The organism is Acuticoccus sp. (genome assembly GCF_965213555.1).
Classification (GTDB): Bacteria; Pseudomonadota; Alphaproteobacteria; order Rhizobiales; family Amorphaceae; genus Acuticoccus.
In genome coordinates this window covers 12,427-29,880 of record NZ_OZ243890.1, presented here as the reverse complement: position 1 = coordinate 29,880, position 17,454 = coordinate 12,427, and the positions used below count along the sequence as shown (strand labels likewise).

Sequence of the window (17,454 nt, the reverse complement as noted above, 5' to 3'; positions counted from 1 at the left end):
CCCCCGCCGCGCGATGGCCATGTAGGCTCAAAATCCGGTCAGTAGACCGAAGCCGACCAATAAGTTAACAACGACAGCTGTGCAGAAACAAAAGAAGTAGCTTTAGGTGCGCGCTAACACTCTCCAAGTGCCGTTTGATCGATCAGGAACATGCGCATGCGGTAGCGGACGACCATACCGCCGGTGCCATGGTCAGAAGGATTGGCCAACATCAACTGTCACGTTCGACGCAGGCTGCAAAGCAGTATCGAACTTTCGTCATGACAAGTGCTACTTGGCACATACAGGCAATTGTTCTGAAAAAATAACAAGAGAACACTGGGTATCCAAAACAATCTTAGATCGTATTCACGGTTTAAAAGTTCAAGGCTTACCGGGTCGGAAAGACGAATTTGTCTCCGTAAGTCCACAAAGTCTTACATCGAAGGTGCTTTGCGACAAGCATAATTCGATACTAAGCCCGCTCGATGAGATGGCAGGGCGAGCATTTGAAACGTTGCAAAAAGCTGCACTACACGTTTCAGCTGGTCACATCAATCGAAAAAAAGAGCGGTGGTACATACTTGATGGCTACGCATTAGAATTATGGGCTATTAAGGTTCTTAGTGGTTTGCATTTTGGCGGTGTTATGCATACAAACGGCCAACCAGCTTACCTTACATCAGAGTTTGAGAAGGTACACGCTGCAAATATTTTGATGGGTAACGGACTGCAGCTTGGTTGTGGATTTTACTATCCTCGTTTGACTGCAGTAGATTCCACAGTAAGTCTACAAACGATTGTGAATGAAACTGGAAAACTTATTGGGATACGGATATCGATCTTGTGGTTTACCTTTGACTGTATAATTTCGAATGCAAACGAAGCACCTTATCATTATAGTAAGGGGAGCTATCGTCCTTGTGCTGTAAGATTGCACTACCGAGATTTCTCCAGCATCATTGTAATTGCTTTTGATCAAGTTGCGGTTGGTAATGTAATGTTTGACACAAGATGGGATCCAAGGGTAGTCCGCATGGATCTGCGTTAAGGCGTACCAGGGCTGGTGGCCTACAACCGAATGTTGCGTTGCGCGACTCGCGCTGGCGTCACGTCAGCTGCCCCAGGCGCTCGCCCCGGTAGCGGCCCTCGCGGATCGGGCGCCACCAAGCCTCGTTGTCGAGGTACCAGCGCACCGTCTTCTCGATGCCGGTCTCGAAGGTCTCGCGCGCAAGCCAGCCGAGCTCGGTCTCGAGCCGGCTCGCGTCGATGGCGTAGCGCAGGTCGTGGCCGGGGCGATCCGACACGAAGGTGATGAGGCGTCGGCGGGGGCCGTCCGGCGAGGGGACCAGGCGGTCGAGCACGTCGCAGATCGCCTCGACGACCGCAAGGTTCGTGCGCTCGTTGCCGCCGCCGACGTTGTACGTGCGACCCGGCTCCCCGCGCGAGACGACGAGCTCCAGCGCTCGGGCATGGTCGTCCACGTAGAGCCAGTCACGCACGTTCTCGCCGCGGCCGTAGACCGGCAGGGGCTCCCCGTGGAGCGCGTTGAGGATCGTGAGGGGGATCAGCTTCTCGGGGAAGTGGCGCGGGCCGTAGTTGTTGGAGCAGTTGGAGACCACCACCGGCAGCCCGTACGTCCTGTGCCAGGCCCTTGCGAGGTGATCGGACGCCGCCTTCGACGCGGAGTAGGGCGAGGACGGCGCGTAGGGCGTCTCCTCGGTGAAGCGCGAGCCGTCGAGCGGCAGGTCGCCGTAGACCTCGTCCGTCGACACGTGGTGGACGCGGAACGTCGCCGCGCGCGCCGCAGGAAGCCGCGACCAGTGTGCCCGCGCCGCCTCCAGCAGCTCGAACGTGCCGTTGATGTTGGTGCGGACGAAGTCGCCGGGGCCATCGATGGAGCGGTCGACGTGGCTCTCGGCGGCGAGGTGCATGACCCAGTCGACGTCCTCCTCCGCGAGCAGCGAGATGAGCTGGGCGCGCTCGCAGATGTCGCCCTCGACGAAGCGGTAGCGTGGGTGGCCCTCGACCGTGGCCAGCGAGGCGGGGTTCGCGGCGTAGGTCAGCTTGTCGAGGTTCACGACGCGGTGCTGGGTGTTCGCCACGAGGTGGCGCACCAGCGCCGAACCGATGAAACCCACGCCCCCGGTTACGAGTATGTTCATGGCCCCTCCGCCGTGCCCCGCCGTCGCAACGGTTTGGACGAGGGGGCCGGCGTTTGCTAGACGCCTCGGCAGACCCGGCGCAGACGAGCGGCGCCCGACGATCGGACGGCACCGTGAAGGGCATCATCCTGGCCGGCGGCAGCGGCACGCGACTGCACCCGATGACGGTCGCCACGTCGAAGCAGCTGCTCGCGGTCTACGACAAGCCGATGGTGTACTACCCGCTGTCGACCCTGATGCTCGCCGGCATCCGCGACGTCCTCGTCATCTCGACGCCCGAGGACCTGCCGCGCTTCGAGGCGCTGCTCGGGTCCGGCGAGCGATGGGGCATGCGCTTCGCCTACGCCGAGCAGCCGCGGCCCGAGGGCCTTGCCCAGGCCTACCTCATCGGCGAGGCGTTCGTCGCGGGCGAGCCGTCCGCCCTCGTCCTCGGCGACAACCTGTTCCACGGCCACGGCCTGCCGCTCCTCCTCGGCAACGCGGTGGCCCGCGCCGAGGGCATCGACGGTCCCGCCTCGGCCAGCGTGTTCGCCTACCACGTCGCCGACCCGGAGCGGTACGGCGTCGTCGAGTTCGATGACGATGGCCGTGCCCGCTCCATCGAGGAGAAGCCGGCGGCACCGCGCTCCAGCTGGGCCGTCACCGGGCTCTACTTCTACGACGGTCGCGCCAGTGAGTTCGCCCGCACGCTGCGCCCGTCGCCCCGCGGCGAGCTCGAGATCACCGACCTCAACCGGCGCTACCTCGAGGAACGGCGGCTGTCGGTGGAGCGCATGGGGCGCGGCTTCGCATGGCTCGACACGGGGACGCCCGACACGCTCCTCCAGGCTGCCGAGTTCGTGCGAACCCTCGAGCAGCGGCAGGGCTTCAAGGTCTGCTGCCCCGAGGAGGTCGCCTACCACTGCGGCTTCATCGACCGCGTCGCGCTTGCCGAGCTCGGACGCGCCCTCGGCAAGTCGAGCTACGGGCAGTACCTGTCGAAGATCGCCGCCGAGGAATGAGCGCCTTGGAAGCATCGTCGCAATGGGCGGAAACGCTGGCGGAGCGCATCGCAGCGCGCAGCGCGACCGTCGGCGTCATCGGCCTCGGTTACGTGGGACTGCCGCTCGCTGCATGCGCAGCACGCGCCGGGTTCTACGTGATCGGCTTCGACATCGATCCCAGCAAGCCGGACGCGCTGAACGCCGGGCGGTCCTACGTCGAGGCGGTGCCCTCCTCGGAACTTGCTGAGCTCGTCGCCGCCGGGTCGTTCCGTGCGACGAGCGACATGGGTCGGCTTGCCGACTGCGACGTCGTCGTGCTGTGCGTTCCGACGCCGCTGACGGCCACGCGGGATCCGGACCTGTCCTACGTCGTCGCCACGACCGAGACGGTGGCCCGGGAGGGACGCCGGGGCCAGCTCGTCGTGCTGGAGTCCACCACCTATCCGGGGACCAGCGACGAGGTCATGCGGCCGATCCTGGAGGCTCGCGGGCTCCTTGTCGGCACGGACACGTTCCTTGCCTACTCGCCGGAGCGCGAGGATCCGGGCAACGCGCGGCACAGGACCAACTCGATCCCGAAGATCGTCGCCGGCGAGGAGCCCGTCGCGGGCCGCCTCGCCGAGGCGTTCTACCGCGCGTTCGTCGAGACCGTCGTGCCGGTCTCCTCCATGAGGACGGCGGAGGCGGTGAAGCTGACCGAGAACATCTTTCGCGCCGTCAACATCGCGCTCGCCAACGAACTGAAGACGGTCTTCGATGCCATGGGCATCGACGTGTGGGAGGTGATCGACGCCGCGGCGACGAAGCCGTTCGGTTACATGCCGTTCTATCCCGGCCCGGGGCTTGGCGGGCACTGCATCCCCATCGACCCGTTCTACCTCACATGGAAGGCGCGTGAGTACGGTCACGCGACACGCTTCGTGGAGCTTGCCGGCGAGGTGAACGTCGCCATGCCGGGCTACGTAATCGCCCGCTTGGAGCTTGCGCTCGACGAGACGCACCGGCGCTCGCTGGGCGCGTCGACCATCCTCCTCGTCGGCCTGGCCTACAAGAAGAACGTTCCGGACGTGCGCGAGAGCCCCTCGCTGACGCTGTTCGAGCGCCTCGTCGCCCGCGGCGCCGAGGTGGCCTATCACGACCCGCACGTGCCCGCGGTACCCCCGACGCGCAAGCACGGCACGCTCGCCGGCCGCACATCGGTGCCGCTGACGGCCGAGGCCGTCGCCGCCGCCGACGCCGTGCTGATCGCCACGGACCACGACGCCTGCGACTGGGCACTCGTGGCCGAAAACGCGCGGCTCGTCGTCGACACGCGCAACGTCCTGCGGCGTCGCGGCCTCACGGCGCGGGGCCGGCTTGTGCTCGCGTAGGGGGATCAGCGCACGACGAGCTGGCCGAGCTTGCGGGCCGGCTTGGCGAGGAGCGCGGGGTCGATGATCGGCGTCTTCAGCCAGCGCCGTCGGGACGCCATCGCCTCCATGTTGTGACGCACCCGAGCGCGGACGCTGGCAGCGCTCTGGCCACCCTGAGCCATGTCCACGAGGACGGCGTCGACGTGGCAGGTGCGGAACGTGGTCAACTCCACCGCACGCAGCATGAAGTCGTAGTCCGCTGCGAGGCTGTAGGCGAGGTCGAACGGGCCGACGGCGGCAAGCACCGCGCGACGCACGTAGAAGGTCGGGTGCGCTGGCATCCACCCGCCGCGGAAGCCCGACCGTGGTCGCGGACCCGAGCGCCAACGCCGCAGGACGCGCTTGTCGGCGTGACCGTCCACGAAGTCGAGGTCGCCGTGGACGATGTCGGCCTCGGCGAGGGCCTCGGCGATGCGGCCGAGGCAGCCCGTGTCGTGGAAGGTGTCGTCGGCGTTTAGCGCGCCGACCGCGGCGCCGGTGGATCGAGCGAAGCCCGCGTTCAACGCGTCGTACATCCCCCGGTCGGGCTGCGAGGTGAGGCGGACGCCGGCGGCGAGGTAGCGACCTACGATGTCCTGCGTACCGTCGGTCGACGCGCCGTCGCAGACCACCAGCTCCTTGTCGGCGTACCCTTGGGAGAGGACGCTCTCGATGGTGTGAGCGATGGTTCCAGCTGCGTTGCGACACACGGTGACGACGGAGATCTTCACGGCGAGCCCGGCGCCTCCGAGCTCCGAGATGACAGGGCGCGCCTTGACGACGTGAGCCGTCGCAGCAACGTCAGGCCGCCACGAATGCACCCAGCGCGCCGATCGCTGTCACCATAGCCTTTCAACTTGAAGATGTAAACACTTATCAAGTCAGCTTAACGTGCTACGGGCGCCGTGTACGGACGGCGGTGCGGTGCGGGGCCAAAGGCACGGACACGGTCTCATCCTTGTCCGTCGTTGGCGGGAACCACCGGTCTCACGGCATTCCTCGGACAGGAAGCCGTTGTCGGCATCGCAGACGGCAGCCCAGAGGTCATCGCGCGGCAGTGCTGCAATCTCAGCAGAAGCGCCTTCGGCTCGGCGAAGTGGTCCGTGTCGATTGAACCCAACGACTACTGTGGAAGGGACAGGAGGCTCGCCGGTTGCTTCGAATGTCTCATGCACCCCATCGATCCTACAGACCCCCTAAGGTTGTCGATGATCATCATGTCTCTGGGGCGAAGCTCGGGAAGGAGAATTTGGTCGCGGAAGGCCTCGGTGTCCGTCGCGCCGTCAGGGACACAGGGCGCGACCCGCCCGCCCAACGGATGCCGGCGGTGAAGTCGTCGTCCAATGCCGCGCGGGACGCTGACGCGGCAGCGCTCGCCAAGCGGGGACGGTCCTCGCGGACGTGCAATCTTCATGGGGTGGCAGTCTCGTGGATGACGATCAAACCCTGAGGGTCGAACCGAGCTGGCCGTCGAACTCCAGGCGGTGCCCGGTCGCGACGTCCGGCCGGTCCTGCTCGGCAGCGTCCGCGGTCTTTCCTCAACGTTTGCGTGACGCTGGTCGAGGAAGCACTGATGGCCTTGTCGGCCAGGTCGGCCAGGTTCGGCGCTCCGTTCCGACGCCACAGACTGTGCGACGCGCCGGCAGTCCGACGCCGAGTGGCAAACCGGCTCGCCGCCTCGCGTGTCGACAGATGGTCGTCGATGGCCGCGACCGCCTGGAGCCGGAGATGCAAAACCTACAACCCGCCCATGCTGCCTCCTGAAGCGATCGGGACCAGCGCCTCAGGCGGAATGCAACGACCCTTGGGACTTCATCATTGAGTGTACTAACGAGAAGCAATAGGGCTCGTAACGCCGCGTACGGCGCGTTCCAGGTCACTGCTTCCGACTTGGTTCGGGACGATGGCATCGGACCGGGCGGGAGCGTAGGACCGCGGTCGGGCATGGCGGGCGATCGGAGACGGCCTCTCGACCCGGCAACCGCTCGCCGTTCAACCATCGCCACCGCGACGGCCGGTGCACGGTACCGGCCGCTGCCAACGAGGGCCCTCGTTTGGCCGAGGATCGCGCTGACGTCGACGGCATAGTAGTCCACCGCTACCCTGTGGAAGACGACGATCCCAATCGCCGTCGTGCGTGTGACCGCAACCTCGACCGCACCGCGGGTTGCGGAGCAAGAGCGCGTTCCTGATCGGCCTAGCAGGATCTAGTTGGTGGAGGCGAGGAGGGCCATCGCGGGGGGGACGGGCTGACGCCGCATGGACGCTGCGCCCGAGGCGGGCGTCCAGCATGGCGCCGTGCAGCGGCGCCGGCAGAGCGCACATCGTGGGCCTCAGCCCGCAGCGGTCCCCGGCATCGCAGCGCCGACCCTCAGCCGCGGGGCGGGATGGTCGACGGCATAGTAGTCCACGTACCACTCGACGAAGCGGGCGACGCCATCCTCCACGGAGGTTCGCGGACGGTACCCCACCGCTTCGTAGAGCGCCGTGCCGTCGGCGAAGGTGTCCGTCACGTCGCCCGGTTGCATGGGCAGGTACTCGCGGATCGCCGGGCAGCCGAGCGCCTTCTCGAGCGCGGCGATGTAGTCGAGGAGGCTCACCGGCGTCCCGTTGCCGATGTTGTAGATGCGGAACGGCGCACTCGAACGGTCGGGGCGGGGTCGCTCACGGTCGAAGTCGGGATCGCCCGACGCGGCGGTGTCAGAGACGCGGATCACCCCCTCGACGATGTCGTCTACGTAGGTGAAGTCACGGGAGTGATTGCCCTGGTTGAACACGGGGATGGGCTGACCTGCGAGGATCTTGCGGGCGAAGGTGAACGGCGCCATGTCCGGCCGGCCCCACGGCCCGTAGACGGTGAAGAAGCGCAGCCCCGTGGTGGGAAGTCCGAACAGGTGGCTGTAGCTGTGCGCCATCAGCTCGTTGGCCCGCTTGGTGGCGGCGTAGAGCTGCAGCGGGTGGTCGGCCCCGCGCTCCTCACGGAACGGCATGGAAGGGTTGGAGCCGTAGACCGACGACGTCGATGCGTAGGTAAGGTGCGCGACGCGGGCATGGCGGCAGCCCTCGAGGATGTTGACGAAGCCCACGAGGTTGGCGTCGCAGTAGGCCCGTGGGTCGATGAGGCTGTGGCGCACCCCAGCCTGGGCCGCGAGGTGGATGACGCGGTCGAACACGTAGGTGTTGAACAGACCCTCGACGGCGCGATGGTCGGCGATGTCCCCCTGGACGAAGCGGTAGGGCGTGCCCGAACGATCGGCGACGTCCTCGAGGAGGCGCAAGCGCGCGTGCTTCAGGGAGACGTCGTAGTAGTCGCTGACGACGTCGTAGCCGACCACGGGGTCGCCGCGCTCAAGGAGCCGCTTGACGGTGTGGTAGCCGATGAAGCCCGCGGCGCCAGTGACGAGGACGTTCACGCCAGCCGGCTCAGGGCGCGGACCGTGCCCCACGCGGAGCGGCACCGGCGCATGAACGTCGTCCCCATCAGCTTGCGGTGTTCCCCGCGACGAGGCGTACGACCGGTTCTTGGCGGACGGGCTTGCCGAGCGCGCGGTAGGCGAGGCCAGCCGCGCTCGCGTCCTCGTCCGTGTAGATGTTGCGCAGGTCGACGAGCACACGATCGGCGAGGAGCCCCGCCAGGCGGTCGAGGTCGAGGGCGCGCAGCTCGTCCCACTCGGTGACGATGACGGCGATGTCGGCACCCTCGGCGCACGCGTAGGGGCTGTCGCTGTAGGCGACGTCGGACAGGTGCTTCTGCGCCTCCTGCTGACCTGCGGGGTCGTAGGCGCGGATCGTTGCCCCCGCCTTTTGGAGCGCGGGGACGATGTCGAGGCTCGGTGCGTCGCGCATGTCGTCCGTGTTCGGCTTGAAGGTGAGGCCGAGCACGGCGATGGTCTTGCCCGACACCTTGCCGCCGGCGGCCTCGACGACGACGTCGGCCATGCGCGCCTTGCGCCGTTCGTTGGCCAAGATCACCGCATCGACGATGGTGACGGGCGCCCCGTACTGCTGCGCGGTGCGCGATAGCGCGAGCGTATCCTTCGGGAAGCACGATCCGCCGTAGCCCGGACCTGCGTTGAGGAACTTCGGGCCGATGCGGTTGTCGAGCCCGATCCCGCGGGCCACCTCCTGCACGTCCGCGCCGACCTTCTCGCAAAGGTCCGCCACCTCGTTGATGAAGGTGATCTTGGCCGCGAGGAAGGCGTTGGCGGCGTACTTGGTGAGCTCGGCGGTGCGTCGGCTGGTGGCGATCAGCGGAGTCTCGTTGAGGTAGAGCGGGCGGTAGAGCTCGCGCAGCGCCTCGGTGGCACGCTCGCTCTCGGTGCCGACGACCACCCGGTCCGGGCGCTTGAAGTCCGCGATGGCAGCCCCCTCGCGCAGGAACTCGGGGTTCGAGGCGACGTCGAAGTCCGCGCCCGGCGCGACGCGGCGAACGATGGCCTCCACCTCGTCGCCGGTCCCCACGGGCACGGTCGACTTGGTGACGATCACCGTGTAGCCGGACAGGAGCTTGGCGACCTCCTCGGAGGCGGCGTAGACGTAGGTGAGGTCGGCGTGTCCGTCGCCGCGGCGCGAGGGCGTCCCGACGGCCAAGAACACCACGTCCGCGTCCCCGATGACCTCCGCCGGCTCGGTGGTGAAGGAGAGCCGGTCCGCCTTCGTATTCTTCGCCACGAGACCCTCGAGGCCCGGCTCATAGATCGGCATCACCCCACGGCGCAACGCATCGATCTTCGCGGCGTCCTTATCGACGCAGGTCACCGCGTGGCCGAAGTCGGCAAAGCAAGCCCCCGACACGAGGCCCACATATCCCGTCCCGATCATCACGACGCGCATTGCAAACCCTCCGATACCCCCGCGTCCTGCCATCATTTCCACGGCGCGGAAAGGTCCGACAGGCAAGTTTCAGCTACGCTGCCGCGGCCGAGTTGATGATCGCACTTTAGGCCATCACACTGGCGCACCATGCTTGGCCGGCGCTTGTCGCGTCGCGGCCCCAGCCACCTGAGGAGATGACCGATGCCGCTCTACGAGCTCGACGGCACCCGCCCGACGCTGCCCGACGGAGGGACCATCTGGATCGCGCCGGATGCCCACGTCATCGGCGACGTGGTGCTCGGCGACGGCGTCGGCGTCTGGTTCGGCGCGGTGCTGCGTGGCGACAACACCACGATCACCGTCGGCGCACGCTCCAACGTTCAGGACCACGTGATGGTGCACGTCGACGCCGACGCGCCGGCGACGATCGGCGCGGGGTGCACCATCGGCCATCGCGCCATCATCCACGGCTGCACGATCGGCGACAACACCCTCGTCGGCATGGGGGCCATCGTGCTCAACCACGCGCGCGTCGGGCGCAACTGCCTGATCGGCGCGGGCGCGCTCGTGACCGAGGGCAAGGAGATCCCCGACAACAGCCTCGTCGTCGGCGCGCCGGCCAAGGTGGTGCGCACGCTCGACGAGGCCGCCGTCGCGGGTTTGGCGCGCTCGTCCGCCGGCTACGTCAGGAACGCCGCGCTGTTCGCGGCCGGGCTGCGCGAGATCGCTCCGGCCGAGGCGAACCGCCGCGCGGCGTGAGGCGCCGCGGTCGCTGCCGCCGTCATCGCATCTTCGAGCGGCGCGGTCATCGCCCGACCCAGCGCGAGCGATTGGCGCCCTGCAGCGCGCCTACTCGGCGGCTTCGGGGACCGGTTCGGCGCGGGTCCTTGGGCCGGTGAGCCGTCGCAGCGTGACGTAGAACACCGGCGTGAAGAAGAGCCCGAACAGCGTCACGCCCAGCATCCCGGAGAACACCGCGGTGCCGAGCGAGATGCGCATCTCCGCACCGGGGCCCTCGGCGATCACGAGGGGTACGACGCCCAGGATGAACGCGAACGCGGTCATCAGGATGGGCCTCAGCCTGAGCCGGCACGCCTCCACGGTGGCGTCGACGAGGGCGAGCCCCCGGTCCTCCGCCTGCTTGGCGAACTCGACGATGAGGATGGCGTTCTTCGCCGCGAGGCCGACGAGCACGACGAGCCCGACCTGGGTCAGGATGTTGTTGTCGAGCCCGCGGTAAGTGACACCGACGAGCGCTGCGAGCACGCTCAGCGGCACGATGAGGATGATCGCGATGGGCAGAACCCAGCTCTCGTAGTTCGCCGCCATGGCGAGGAAGGCGAACAGCACCGCGAGGCCGAAGATGTAGACCGCGAGGTCGCCGGCCTGGGATTGCTGGAAGGCGAGCTCGGTCCACGCGAAGGAGGCGCCGGGTGGCAGGGCGTCCGCAGCCACCGCCTCCATGGCGGCGAGCGCGTCGCCGGTGGAGGTGCCGGGCGCGGCGTTCCCCTGCACGGGGACGGACACGAACATGTTGTAGCGCTGCACCAGCGGCGGCCCGGCGACGTCGCGGATCGACACCAGGGTGCCGAGGGGGACGAGCGCGCCCGTCGCCGAGCGCACCTTGAGGCGCAGGATGTCCTCGCGCTCGTCGCGGAAGTCGGCGTCGGCCTGGGCCCGGACCTGGTAGATCCGCCCGAAGGCGTTGAAGTCGTTGACGTAGCTGGTGCCGAGGTTGATCGCGAGCGTCTGGAAGATGTTGGGGATGGGCACGTTCAGCATGCGCGCCTTGTCGCGCTCGATGTCGAGGTAGAACTGCGGGCTCGACGCGGAGAACGTGGTGAACACGCCGGTCAGCCCCGGCGTCTGGCTCGCCGCGCCCACAATCTCGTAGGCGCTCGCGAGCACGCGGTCGACGTCGGAGCTCTGGCGCTCCTGCAGCTGCATCTTGAAGCCGCCGGCGTTGCCGATGCCGCGCACGGACGGCGGCGGGATCGCGATGATGAACGCCTCCTGGATGGACTGGAGGCGGCCGAACAGGGCGCCGACGAGCTCGCCGGCCGATTGGGCCTCGTGCTCGGCCCGCTCCTTGAACGGATCGAAGGCGGCGAAGATGACGCCGGCATCCGACTGGTTGGTGAACGTCGCGCCCGAGACGCCGGCGAACGACACCGCGTTGGCGACCCCCGGTGTGTCGAGGATGATCTCGGACGCGCGGCGCATCACCGCATCCGTCCGGCTGACCGACGCGCCGTCCGGCAGCTGGACGACGACGATGGCGTAGCCCTGGTCCATCTCGGGGATGAAGCCCTGGGGTGTCGTGCGCAGCAGGTACCCGGTGGCCGCGAGGAGCCCCGCGAACAGGGCGAGCATGACGGCGAGCGTCGCGCCGTGCCCGACCAGGAGGCGCACCACCCTGCCATAGCCCCGTGCGAGGGCGTCGAAGCCGCGGTTGAAGCCGGTCGAGAACAGCCCGAGCGTCCGCCCCGCGAGCCCGCGCTTCGCATGGGCGTCGTGCGGCTTGAGGAGGAGCGCCGCGAGCGCCGGTGACAGGGTAAGCGAGTTGAGCCCCGAGAGCGCCGTCGCCACCGCGATGGTGACGGCGAACTGCAGGTAGAACTGGCCGGAGATGCCTGGGATGAACGCGGTGGGCACGAACACCGCGATGAGGACGAGCGAGATCGCCACCACCGCGGCACCCACCTCGTTCATCGTGCGGTGGCTCGCCGCCCGTGGATCAAGGCCCTCGGCGATGTTGCGCTCGACGTTCTCCACCACGACGATCGCGTCGTCGACGACGATGCCGATGGCGAGCACCAGGCCGAACAGGGTCAGCATGTTGAGCGTCAGCCCGAGCGCGAACAGGACCGCGAACGTGCCGATCAGCGACACCGGGATCGCGATGACCGGGATGAGCGCGGTGCGCCACGACTGCAGGAAGACGAGGATGACGAGGATGACGAGGGCGGCCGCCTCGAGGATCGTCTTGTAGACCTCGTCGATGGACTCCGCGATGAACTCGGTGGGGTTGTAGACGATCTCGTAGGCGAGGCCGGGCGGGAAGTCCGCGGCGAGCTCGTCCATCGTGGCGCGGATCTCCTCGGCCGCGGCGAGCGCGTTCGTCCCGGGACGCTGGAAGATCGCGAGCGCCACCGCGGGGCGGTTGTTGAGGTAGGAGTTGGTGATGTAGTCCTGCGCGCCGAGCTCGATGCGCGCGACGTCCTGGAGCTGCACGAGGCGGCCTTCGTCGGTGGACTTCACGATCACGTAGCGGAACGCGCGCGGATCGTCGAAGCGACCCTGCGTCGTCACCGTGTACTGGAACGCGTTGTCCGACGGCTCGGGTGGTGCACCGATGAGCCCGCCGGAGACCTGGACGTTCTGATCGCGCAGGGCCTCGACGACGTCGGCCGCGGTCATGCCGTAGGCGGACAGGCGGTCGGGGTCGAGCCAGATGCGCATGGCGTAGCGCCGCTCGCCGAAGATGATGAGGTCGCCGACGCCGTCGAGCCTCGTCAGGATGTCGCGCACGTTGGCCCGCGCGTAGTTCGACACGTAGAGCTGGTCGTAGGTGTCGTCCGGCGAGAGCATGTGGACGACCATCATGAGGTCGGGCGAGGACTTCAGCGTGGTGATGCCGAGCTGGCGGACCTCCTCGGGCAGGCGCGGCTCGGCGATGGCGACGCGGTTCTGCACGAGCACCTGCGCCTCGTCGAGGTCGGTGCCGAGGCCGAAGGTGATGGTGAGGGCCATCGATCCGTCGGCCGTGGAGTAGGAGGACATGTAGAGCATGTCCTCGACGCCGTTCACCTCCTGCTCGATGGGGGTGGCGACGGTGCGCGCCACGGTCTGTGCGTCGGCGCCAGGGTAGGCCGCGCGCACCACGATCGTCGGCGGTGCGATCTCCGGGTACTGCGCGACGGGCAGCTGCGTGTAGGCGAGGCCGCCGATGATGACGATGAGCAGCGAGACGACGGTCGCGAAGATCGGACGGTCGACGAAGAAGTGCGAGAAGCCCACCCCTCAGCCCTCGACGCTCGCCGCCTCGGGGGGCAGCTCGACCATCTCGGGGTCGACGGTGACGCCGGGCCGCACCCGCGACAGGCCGTTGATGACGATGGTCTCCTCCCCGGTTAGCCCCTCGCGAATCACGCGGTAGCCGTGGATGCGCGGGCCGGGCCGCACCGGCTTGGCGCTCACCGTGTTGTCCTCGCCGAGGACGTAGACGATGCGCCGGCTCTGGTCGGAGGCCACCGCCTCGTCCGGCACCAGGACGCCCTGGTAGGGCAGCGAGGCCGGCACGTTCACACGCCCGAACATGCCAGGCTGTAGGACCCCGTCGGCGTTGTCGAAGCGCGCGCGCAGGCGGGCGGTCCCCGACGCCTCATCGATTCGGTTCTCGGCGAAGTTCAGCGTGCCCTGGAACGGTCCGTCCTCCTCGTCGGCGAGCCGGACGCGGACCTGGAGGTCCCCCGCACCGAGCTGCAGCGCGCCGCCACGGCTCCTGGCGTCGCGCGCGTAGCCCAGCAGCGCCCGCTCGTCGATGTCGAAGTAGAAGTCGATTGGGTCGAGGGACACGATGGTGGTCAGCACCGTCTGGTCGGGCTGCACGAGGTTGCCCACCGACACGAGGCGGCGGTCGATGCGCCCGTCGAGGGGGGCGCGGATCTCGGTGTACTCCATGTCGAGCGCCGCGCGATCGTGGGCGGCCTGCGCGGCGTCCACCGCGGCCTGCGCCGACAGGAACTCTTCCTGCCGCTCCTCGTAGGTGGCGGTGGGGATCGTGCCGCGGCCGACGAGGTCCTCCGCCCGCTCGAACTGGGCCCGGGCGTAGTCGAGCTGCGCGTTCGCCGTGCGCAGCTGCGCCTCGGCGCGCTCAAGCTCGGTACGGAAGGGACGCTGATCGATGGTGAACAGCAACTCGCCCTCCTCGACGAGCTGTCCATCGGTGAAGTGGACCTCGTCGAGGTACCCGCCGACACGGGCGCGCACCGCGACCTCGTCCACCGCCTCGAAGCGGCCGACGAACTCGTCGTCCTCGACGACCTCGCGCACGACCGGCTCAGCCACCGTGACGCTCGGCGCCGGAGGCGGACCGCCCGTCGCGGACTGGCCGGCGGCCTCCTCCGGCTGACATCCGGCGAGGGAGACGGCGGCGACGGCGGCCACGAGGGCGACGATGAGGTGGGTTCGCACCAAGGTCTGCGCTCCAAGTCGGGGCCGGCTTCGCCTAGCGCAGCGAAGATGACGTTTTGTGACAGGATCAGGACGCTGCGACGCAATCACCGATCGTCGTCATTGTCGGGTCATCCCAACGTCGGACGCAAGTGCAACGTACGTTCAACCTCTCGGTACCGGTTCTTGCCGCCGCTCGAGGTGCAGGAGGCGCGGGTCACTGCTCGGTTGTCGGCCGCCGGAGACTCACCGCGATGCGTTCGAGCAGCATCTCGGCGGTGCCGTCGACGATGTTGGCGATGCGTGCCGCTGCTTGGAACCGCGTGAAGGGCTCGTCCGGGCTCAGCCCGCGAGCGCCCATGGCCTGGCCGAGGGCTGCGATGTGGCGCTCGGCCATGCGTGCGGCGAAGAGCTTCGCCTGCGCGGCGAGCACCCTCGCGTCGCCGCCGGCATCGACCACCGCGCTCGCCTCGTCGGTCAACGCCCTCGCGGCGGCGACGTCCGTCGCGGCCTGTGCCAGCGCCCAGCGCCAGCCTTGGTGGTCGTGCAGCGGCACGCCGAACGTCCGCCGCTCCTCGCCGTGGCGCGCCGCGCGCTCGATGGCGGCCTCCACCATGCCGACGCACATCGCCGCCACGTAGGCCCGGGCCCCGTTGAGCTCGTGCATCAAGGTGCGCAGGACCCCCGGCGGTTCGGCGATCACGGCGTCCTGCGCCGCGTGGTGGTCGAGGCGGATGCTGCCCGCGCCGATGGCGTGCGCGACCGCGCTGTCGCCCGTCCCGCCGCGCTCCACGCCGCCGCGCTCCGCCTCGACCACGAGCCCGGTGAGCCCGGCGATCCCCTCGGACGGGTCCGTCTTGGCGTAGACCACGAAGGTGTCCGCGGAGACCGCGTTGACCAGCCACGCCTTGGCGCCGGTGACATGCCAGCCGTCCGCGGTCCGCTGGGCGCACGTCGTCATCCCTGAGACGTCGCAGCCGCCACCAGGCTCGGTGATCGCCGTGGAGCCGATGCGCGTGCCGTCGAGGAGGCCGGGCAGGACGCGCTCCAGCAGCGAGCGCGAGCCGCCGCTCGCGATGCGTCGCGTCGCGTTGTGCGTGTTGATGAGGGCGAGGGCGAAGCCGAAGTCCTCACGGGCGAGGCGCTGGGCGGCGGCGCACTTGGTGCGGAAGGTGAGGCCGAGCCCGCCGAGCTCCTTGGAGATCTCGATGCCGATGAGCCCGCGCCGGCCGGCCTCGCGCAGCCCGTCCACGCAGTGCCGTCGGTCGGCCTCCCAGCGCGCGGCGCGTGGCGCCACCACCTCGCGGGCGAAGTCGTCGATCCGCGCGAGGTAGTCGGCGTCGTCGTCGCTCGCCCTCATCGAAGCCCCCCGCAGCCCGGTCAAATTACGGGCCCACCATGGGCGACTTGTCCCGCGACGGCCATCCCCGAGCGGCACCCCGCCGAGATCGCGTCGACGATGTTCGGGCACTGGTGGGCGGTGAGAGATTCGAACTCCCGACCTACTGGGTGTAAACCAGCCGCTCTAACCAGCTGAGCTAACCGCCCGCCGGAGGCTCACTACCGCGCGGCCCCGCGGAAGGGAAGCGCACCGTTCTTGACAGCTTTATGGGCGCGGCTTAGGTGCTCCAACGCGCGCCGCATGCGCGACCCCGTGGGGGTGTAGCTCAGTTGGTTAGAGCGCCGGCCTGTCACGCCGGAGGTCGCGGGTTCGAGTCCCGTCACTCTCGCCACCCGTTCGCCGAGCCTCGGACCGCCGCGTGCGTCGTCCCTCGACGATGACGCGCTGGCGCCGGATGCGGTGTGTCGGTTGCGGCCTCATGTCCTTTGAGTCATTGCAAGGAAGGACTACATCCGGGGGGTGTCCGAGCGGTGCGCGCCGGGCCCATCGCCTCTGCCGCGCCGACCGCACACGCCGAGCCCGCAAGGGGATGTCATGGAACAACTTCTGGCGAGCTACCTGCCCGTCATCATCTTCGTCGGAGTCGCAGCGGGCCTCTCGCTCGCGCTGCTCGTCGCCCCGTTCATCGTCGCCTACAAGAGTCCCGACCGAGAGAAGCTGTCGGCCTACGAGTGCGGCTTCAACGCGTTCGACGACGCGCGGATGAAGTTCGACGTCAGGTTCTACCTGGTCGCGATCCTCTTCATCATCTTCGACCTCGAGGTGGCGTTCCTGTTCCCGTGGATCCTGTCGTTCGACGCGATCGGCTGGTTCGGCTTCGGCTCGGTGATGCTGTTCCTCACCATCCTCACCATTGGGTTCGTGTACGAGTGGAAGAAGGGAGCGCTGGAATGGAACTGACCGGAGGACGGCCCGCGGGGCACACTGGCACCGAGCGCGCGGGGTCTCGCCAGCACGGCGAGGGGGACACCCCGATCCTCGACCAGCGCGGGCTCGGCACCGGCGGCGCGCCGCCGCGCAGCCGGCCGAGCCCGTCCGGCAACGAGCCGCAGGACGTGTTCTTCCGCACGGTCTCCGACGAGTTGTCCGACAAGGGCTTCGTGGTGACGTCCACCGAGGCGCTCATCCAATGGGCGCGCACCGGCTCGCTCATGTGGATGACGTTCGGCCTCGCCTGCTGCGCCATCCCGATGATGCACATGTCGATGCCGCGCTATGACGCCGAGCGCTTCGGCTTCGCGCCGCGTGCCTCGCCGCGCCAGTCCGACGTCATGATCGTCGCCGGCACGCTCACCAACAAGATGGCGCCGGCGCTGCGCAAGGTCTACGACCAGATGCCAGAGCCGCGCTACGTCATCTCCATGGGATCGTGCGCCAACGGCGGCGGCTACTACCACTACTCATACTCCGTGGTGCGTGGCTGCGACCGCATCATCCCCGTCGACATCTACGTGCCCGGATGCCCGCCGACGGCGGAGGCGCTGCTCTACGGCGTGCTCCTGCTGCAGCGTAAGATCCGCCGCACCGGCACCATCGAGCGCTGA

The 17,454-nt window shown here is 68.1% G+C and carries 13 protein-coding genes and 2 tRNA genes; 7 read left to right on the top strand and 8 right to left on the bottom strand.

Annotated features, from left to right (window positions below; all coding sequences use genetic code 11):
• Positions 1-274 precede the first annotated feature (274 nt).
• On the top strand, positions 275-1,030 hold the full coding sequence (locus tag ACOOE8_RS00360) for a hypothetical protein (protein WP_420392942.1): 756 nt from the start codon (positions 275-277) through the stop codon (positions 1,028-1,030).
• Positions 1,031-1,088: 58 nt separating this feature from the next.
• On the opposite strand, the gene rfbB is transcribed toward ACOOE8_RS00360, so the two are convergent.
• Positions 1,089-2,144 carry a dTDP-glucose 4,6-dehydratase gene (rfbB, locus tag ACOOE8_RS00355; protein ID WP_420392941.1) on the bottom strand — a complete coding sequence of 352 codons (1,056 nt, stop codon included), beginning with the start codon at positions 2,142-2,144 and terminating at the stop codon, positions 1,089-1,091.
• Between the two features lie 113 nt (positions 2,145-2,257).
• Between rfbB and rfbA the strand changes: the two genes are divergently transcribed.
• Positions 2,258-3,145 carry a glucose-1-phosphate thymidylyltransferase RfbA gene (gene rfbA / locus ACOOE8_RS00350; protein WP_420392940.1) on the top strand — a complete coding sequence of 296 codons (888 nt, stop codon included), beginning with the start codon at positions 2,258-2,260 and terminating at the stop codon, positions 3,143-3,145.
• 5 nt (positions 3,146-3,150) lie between these two features.
• On the top strand, positions 3,151-4,497 hold the full coding sequence (locus ACOOE8_RS00345; protein WP_420392939.1) for a nucleotide sugar dehydrogenase: 1,347 nt from the start codon (positions 3,151-3,153) through the stop codon (positions 4,495-4,497).
• Positions 4,498-4,502: 5 nt separating this feature from the next.
• Here the strand turns inward: ACOOE8_RS00345 and ACOOE8_RS00340 are convergent, their stop codons facing one another.
• The 3 genes from ACOOE8_RS00340 to ACOOE8_RS00330 form a co-directional block, all read right to left on the bottom strand.
• Positions 4,503-5,249 carry a glycosyltransferase family 2 protein gene (locus ACOOE8_RS00340; RefSeq protein ID WP_420392938.1) on the bottom strand — a complete coding sequence of 249 codons (747 nt, stop codon included), beginning with the start codon at positions 5,247-5,249 and terminating at the stop codon, positions 4,503-4,505.
• Positions 5,250-6,851: 1,602 nt separating this feature from the next.
• Positions 6,852-7,931 (bottom strand): NAD-dependent epimerase, encoded by a 1,080-nt coding sequence (locus tag ACOOE8_RS00335; RefSeq protein WP_420392937.1) that lies wholly within the window; start codon positions 7,929-7,931, stop codon positions 6,852-6,854.
• 67 nt (positions 7,932-7,998) lie between these two features.
• Complete coding sequence (locus ACOOE8_RS00330) at positions 7,999-9,351, bottom strand: UDP-glucose dehydrogenase family protein (protein ID WP_420392936.1); 1,353 nt, start codon at positions 9,349-9,351, stop codon at positions 7,999-8,001.
• Positions 9,352-9,534: 183 nt separating this feature from the next.
• On the opposite strand from ACOOE8_RS00330, the gene ACOOE8_RS00325 reads away from it, so the two are divergent.
• Entirely contained in the window at positions 9,535-10,092 is a 558-nt protein-coding gene (locus ACOOE8_RS00325) for a gamma carbonic anhydrase family protein (RefSeq protein ID WP_420392935.1), read from the top strand.
• Positions 10,093-10,182: 90 nt separating this feature from the next.
• On the opposite strand, the gene ACOOE8_RS00320 is transcribed toward ACOOE8_RS00325, so the two are convergent.
• The 4 genes from ACOOE8_RS00320 to ACOOE8_RS00305 all read right to left on the bottom strand — a co-directional run bounded on the left by ACOOE8_RS00320 (position 10,183) and on the right by ACOOE8_RS00305 (position 16,056).
• Positions 10,183-13,353: an efflux RND transporter permease subunit gene (locus tag ACOOE8_RS00320; protein ID WP_420392934.1), complete on the bottom strand. Its 3,171-nt coding sequence runs from the start codon at positions 13,351-13,353 to the stop codon at positions 10,183-10,185.
• Positions 13,354-13,356: 3 nt separating this feature from the next.
• A complete protein-coding gene (locus tag ACOOE8_RS00315) occupies positions 13,357-14,514 on the bottom strand; it encodes an efflux RND transporter periplasmic adaptor subunit (RefSeq protein ID WP_420394747.1) in 1,158 nt (385 codons plus the stop codon).
• Positions 14,515-14,725: 211 nt separating this feature from the next.
• On the bottom strand, positions 14,726-15,868 hold the full coding sequence (locus ACOOE8_RS00310) for an acyl-CoA dehydrogenase family protein (RefSeq protein ID WP_420392933.1): 1,143 nt from the start codon (positions 15,866-15,868) through the stop codon (positions 14,726-14,728).
• Between the two features lie 111 nt (positions 15,869-15,979).
• A tRNA-Val gene (locus ACOOE8_RS00305) sits at positions 15,980-16,056 on the bottom strand.
• 108 nt (positions 16,057-16,164) lie between these two features.
• Here ACOOE8_RS00305 and ACOOE8_RS00300 point away from each other — a divergent pair.
• The 3 genes from ACOOE8_RS00300 (at position 16,165) to ACOOE8_RS00290 (ending at position 17,454) form a co-directional block, all read left to right on the top strand.
• A tRNA-Asp gene (locus tag ACOOE8_RS00300) sits at positions 16,165-16,241 on the top strand.
• Between the two features lie 203 nt (positions 16,242-16,444).
• Positions 16,445-16,810 carry an NADH-quinone oxidoreductase subunit A gene (locus ACOOE8_RS00295; RefSeq protein ID WP_420392932.1) on the top strand — a complete coding sequence of 122 codons (366 nt, stop codon included), beginning with the start codon at positions 16,445-16,447 and terminating at the stop codon, positions 16,808-16,810.
• Positions 16,801-17,454, top strand: coding sequence for a NuoB/complex I 20 kDa subunit family protein (locus ACOOE8_RS00290; RefSeq protein ID WP_420392931.1), 654 nt, complete (start codon positions 16,801-16,803; stop codon positions 17,452-17,454). The genes ACOOE8_RS00295 and ACOOE8_RS00290 overlap by 10 nt, the downstream gene beginning before the upstream one ends.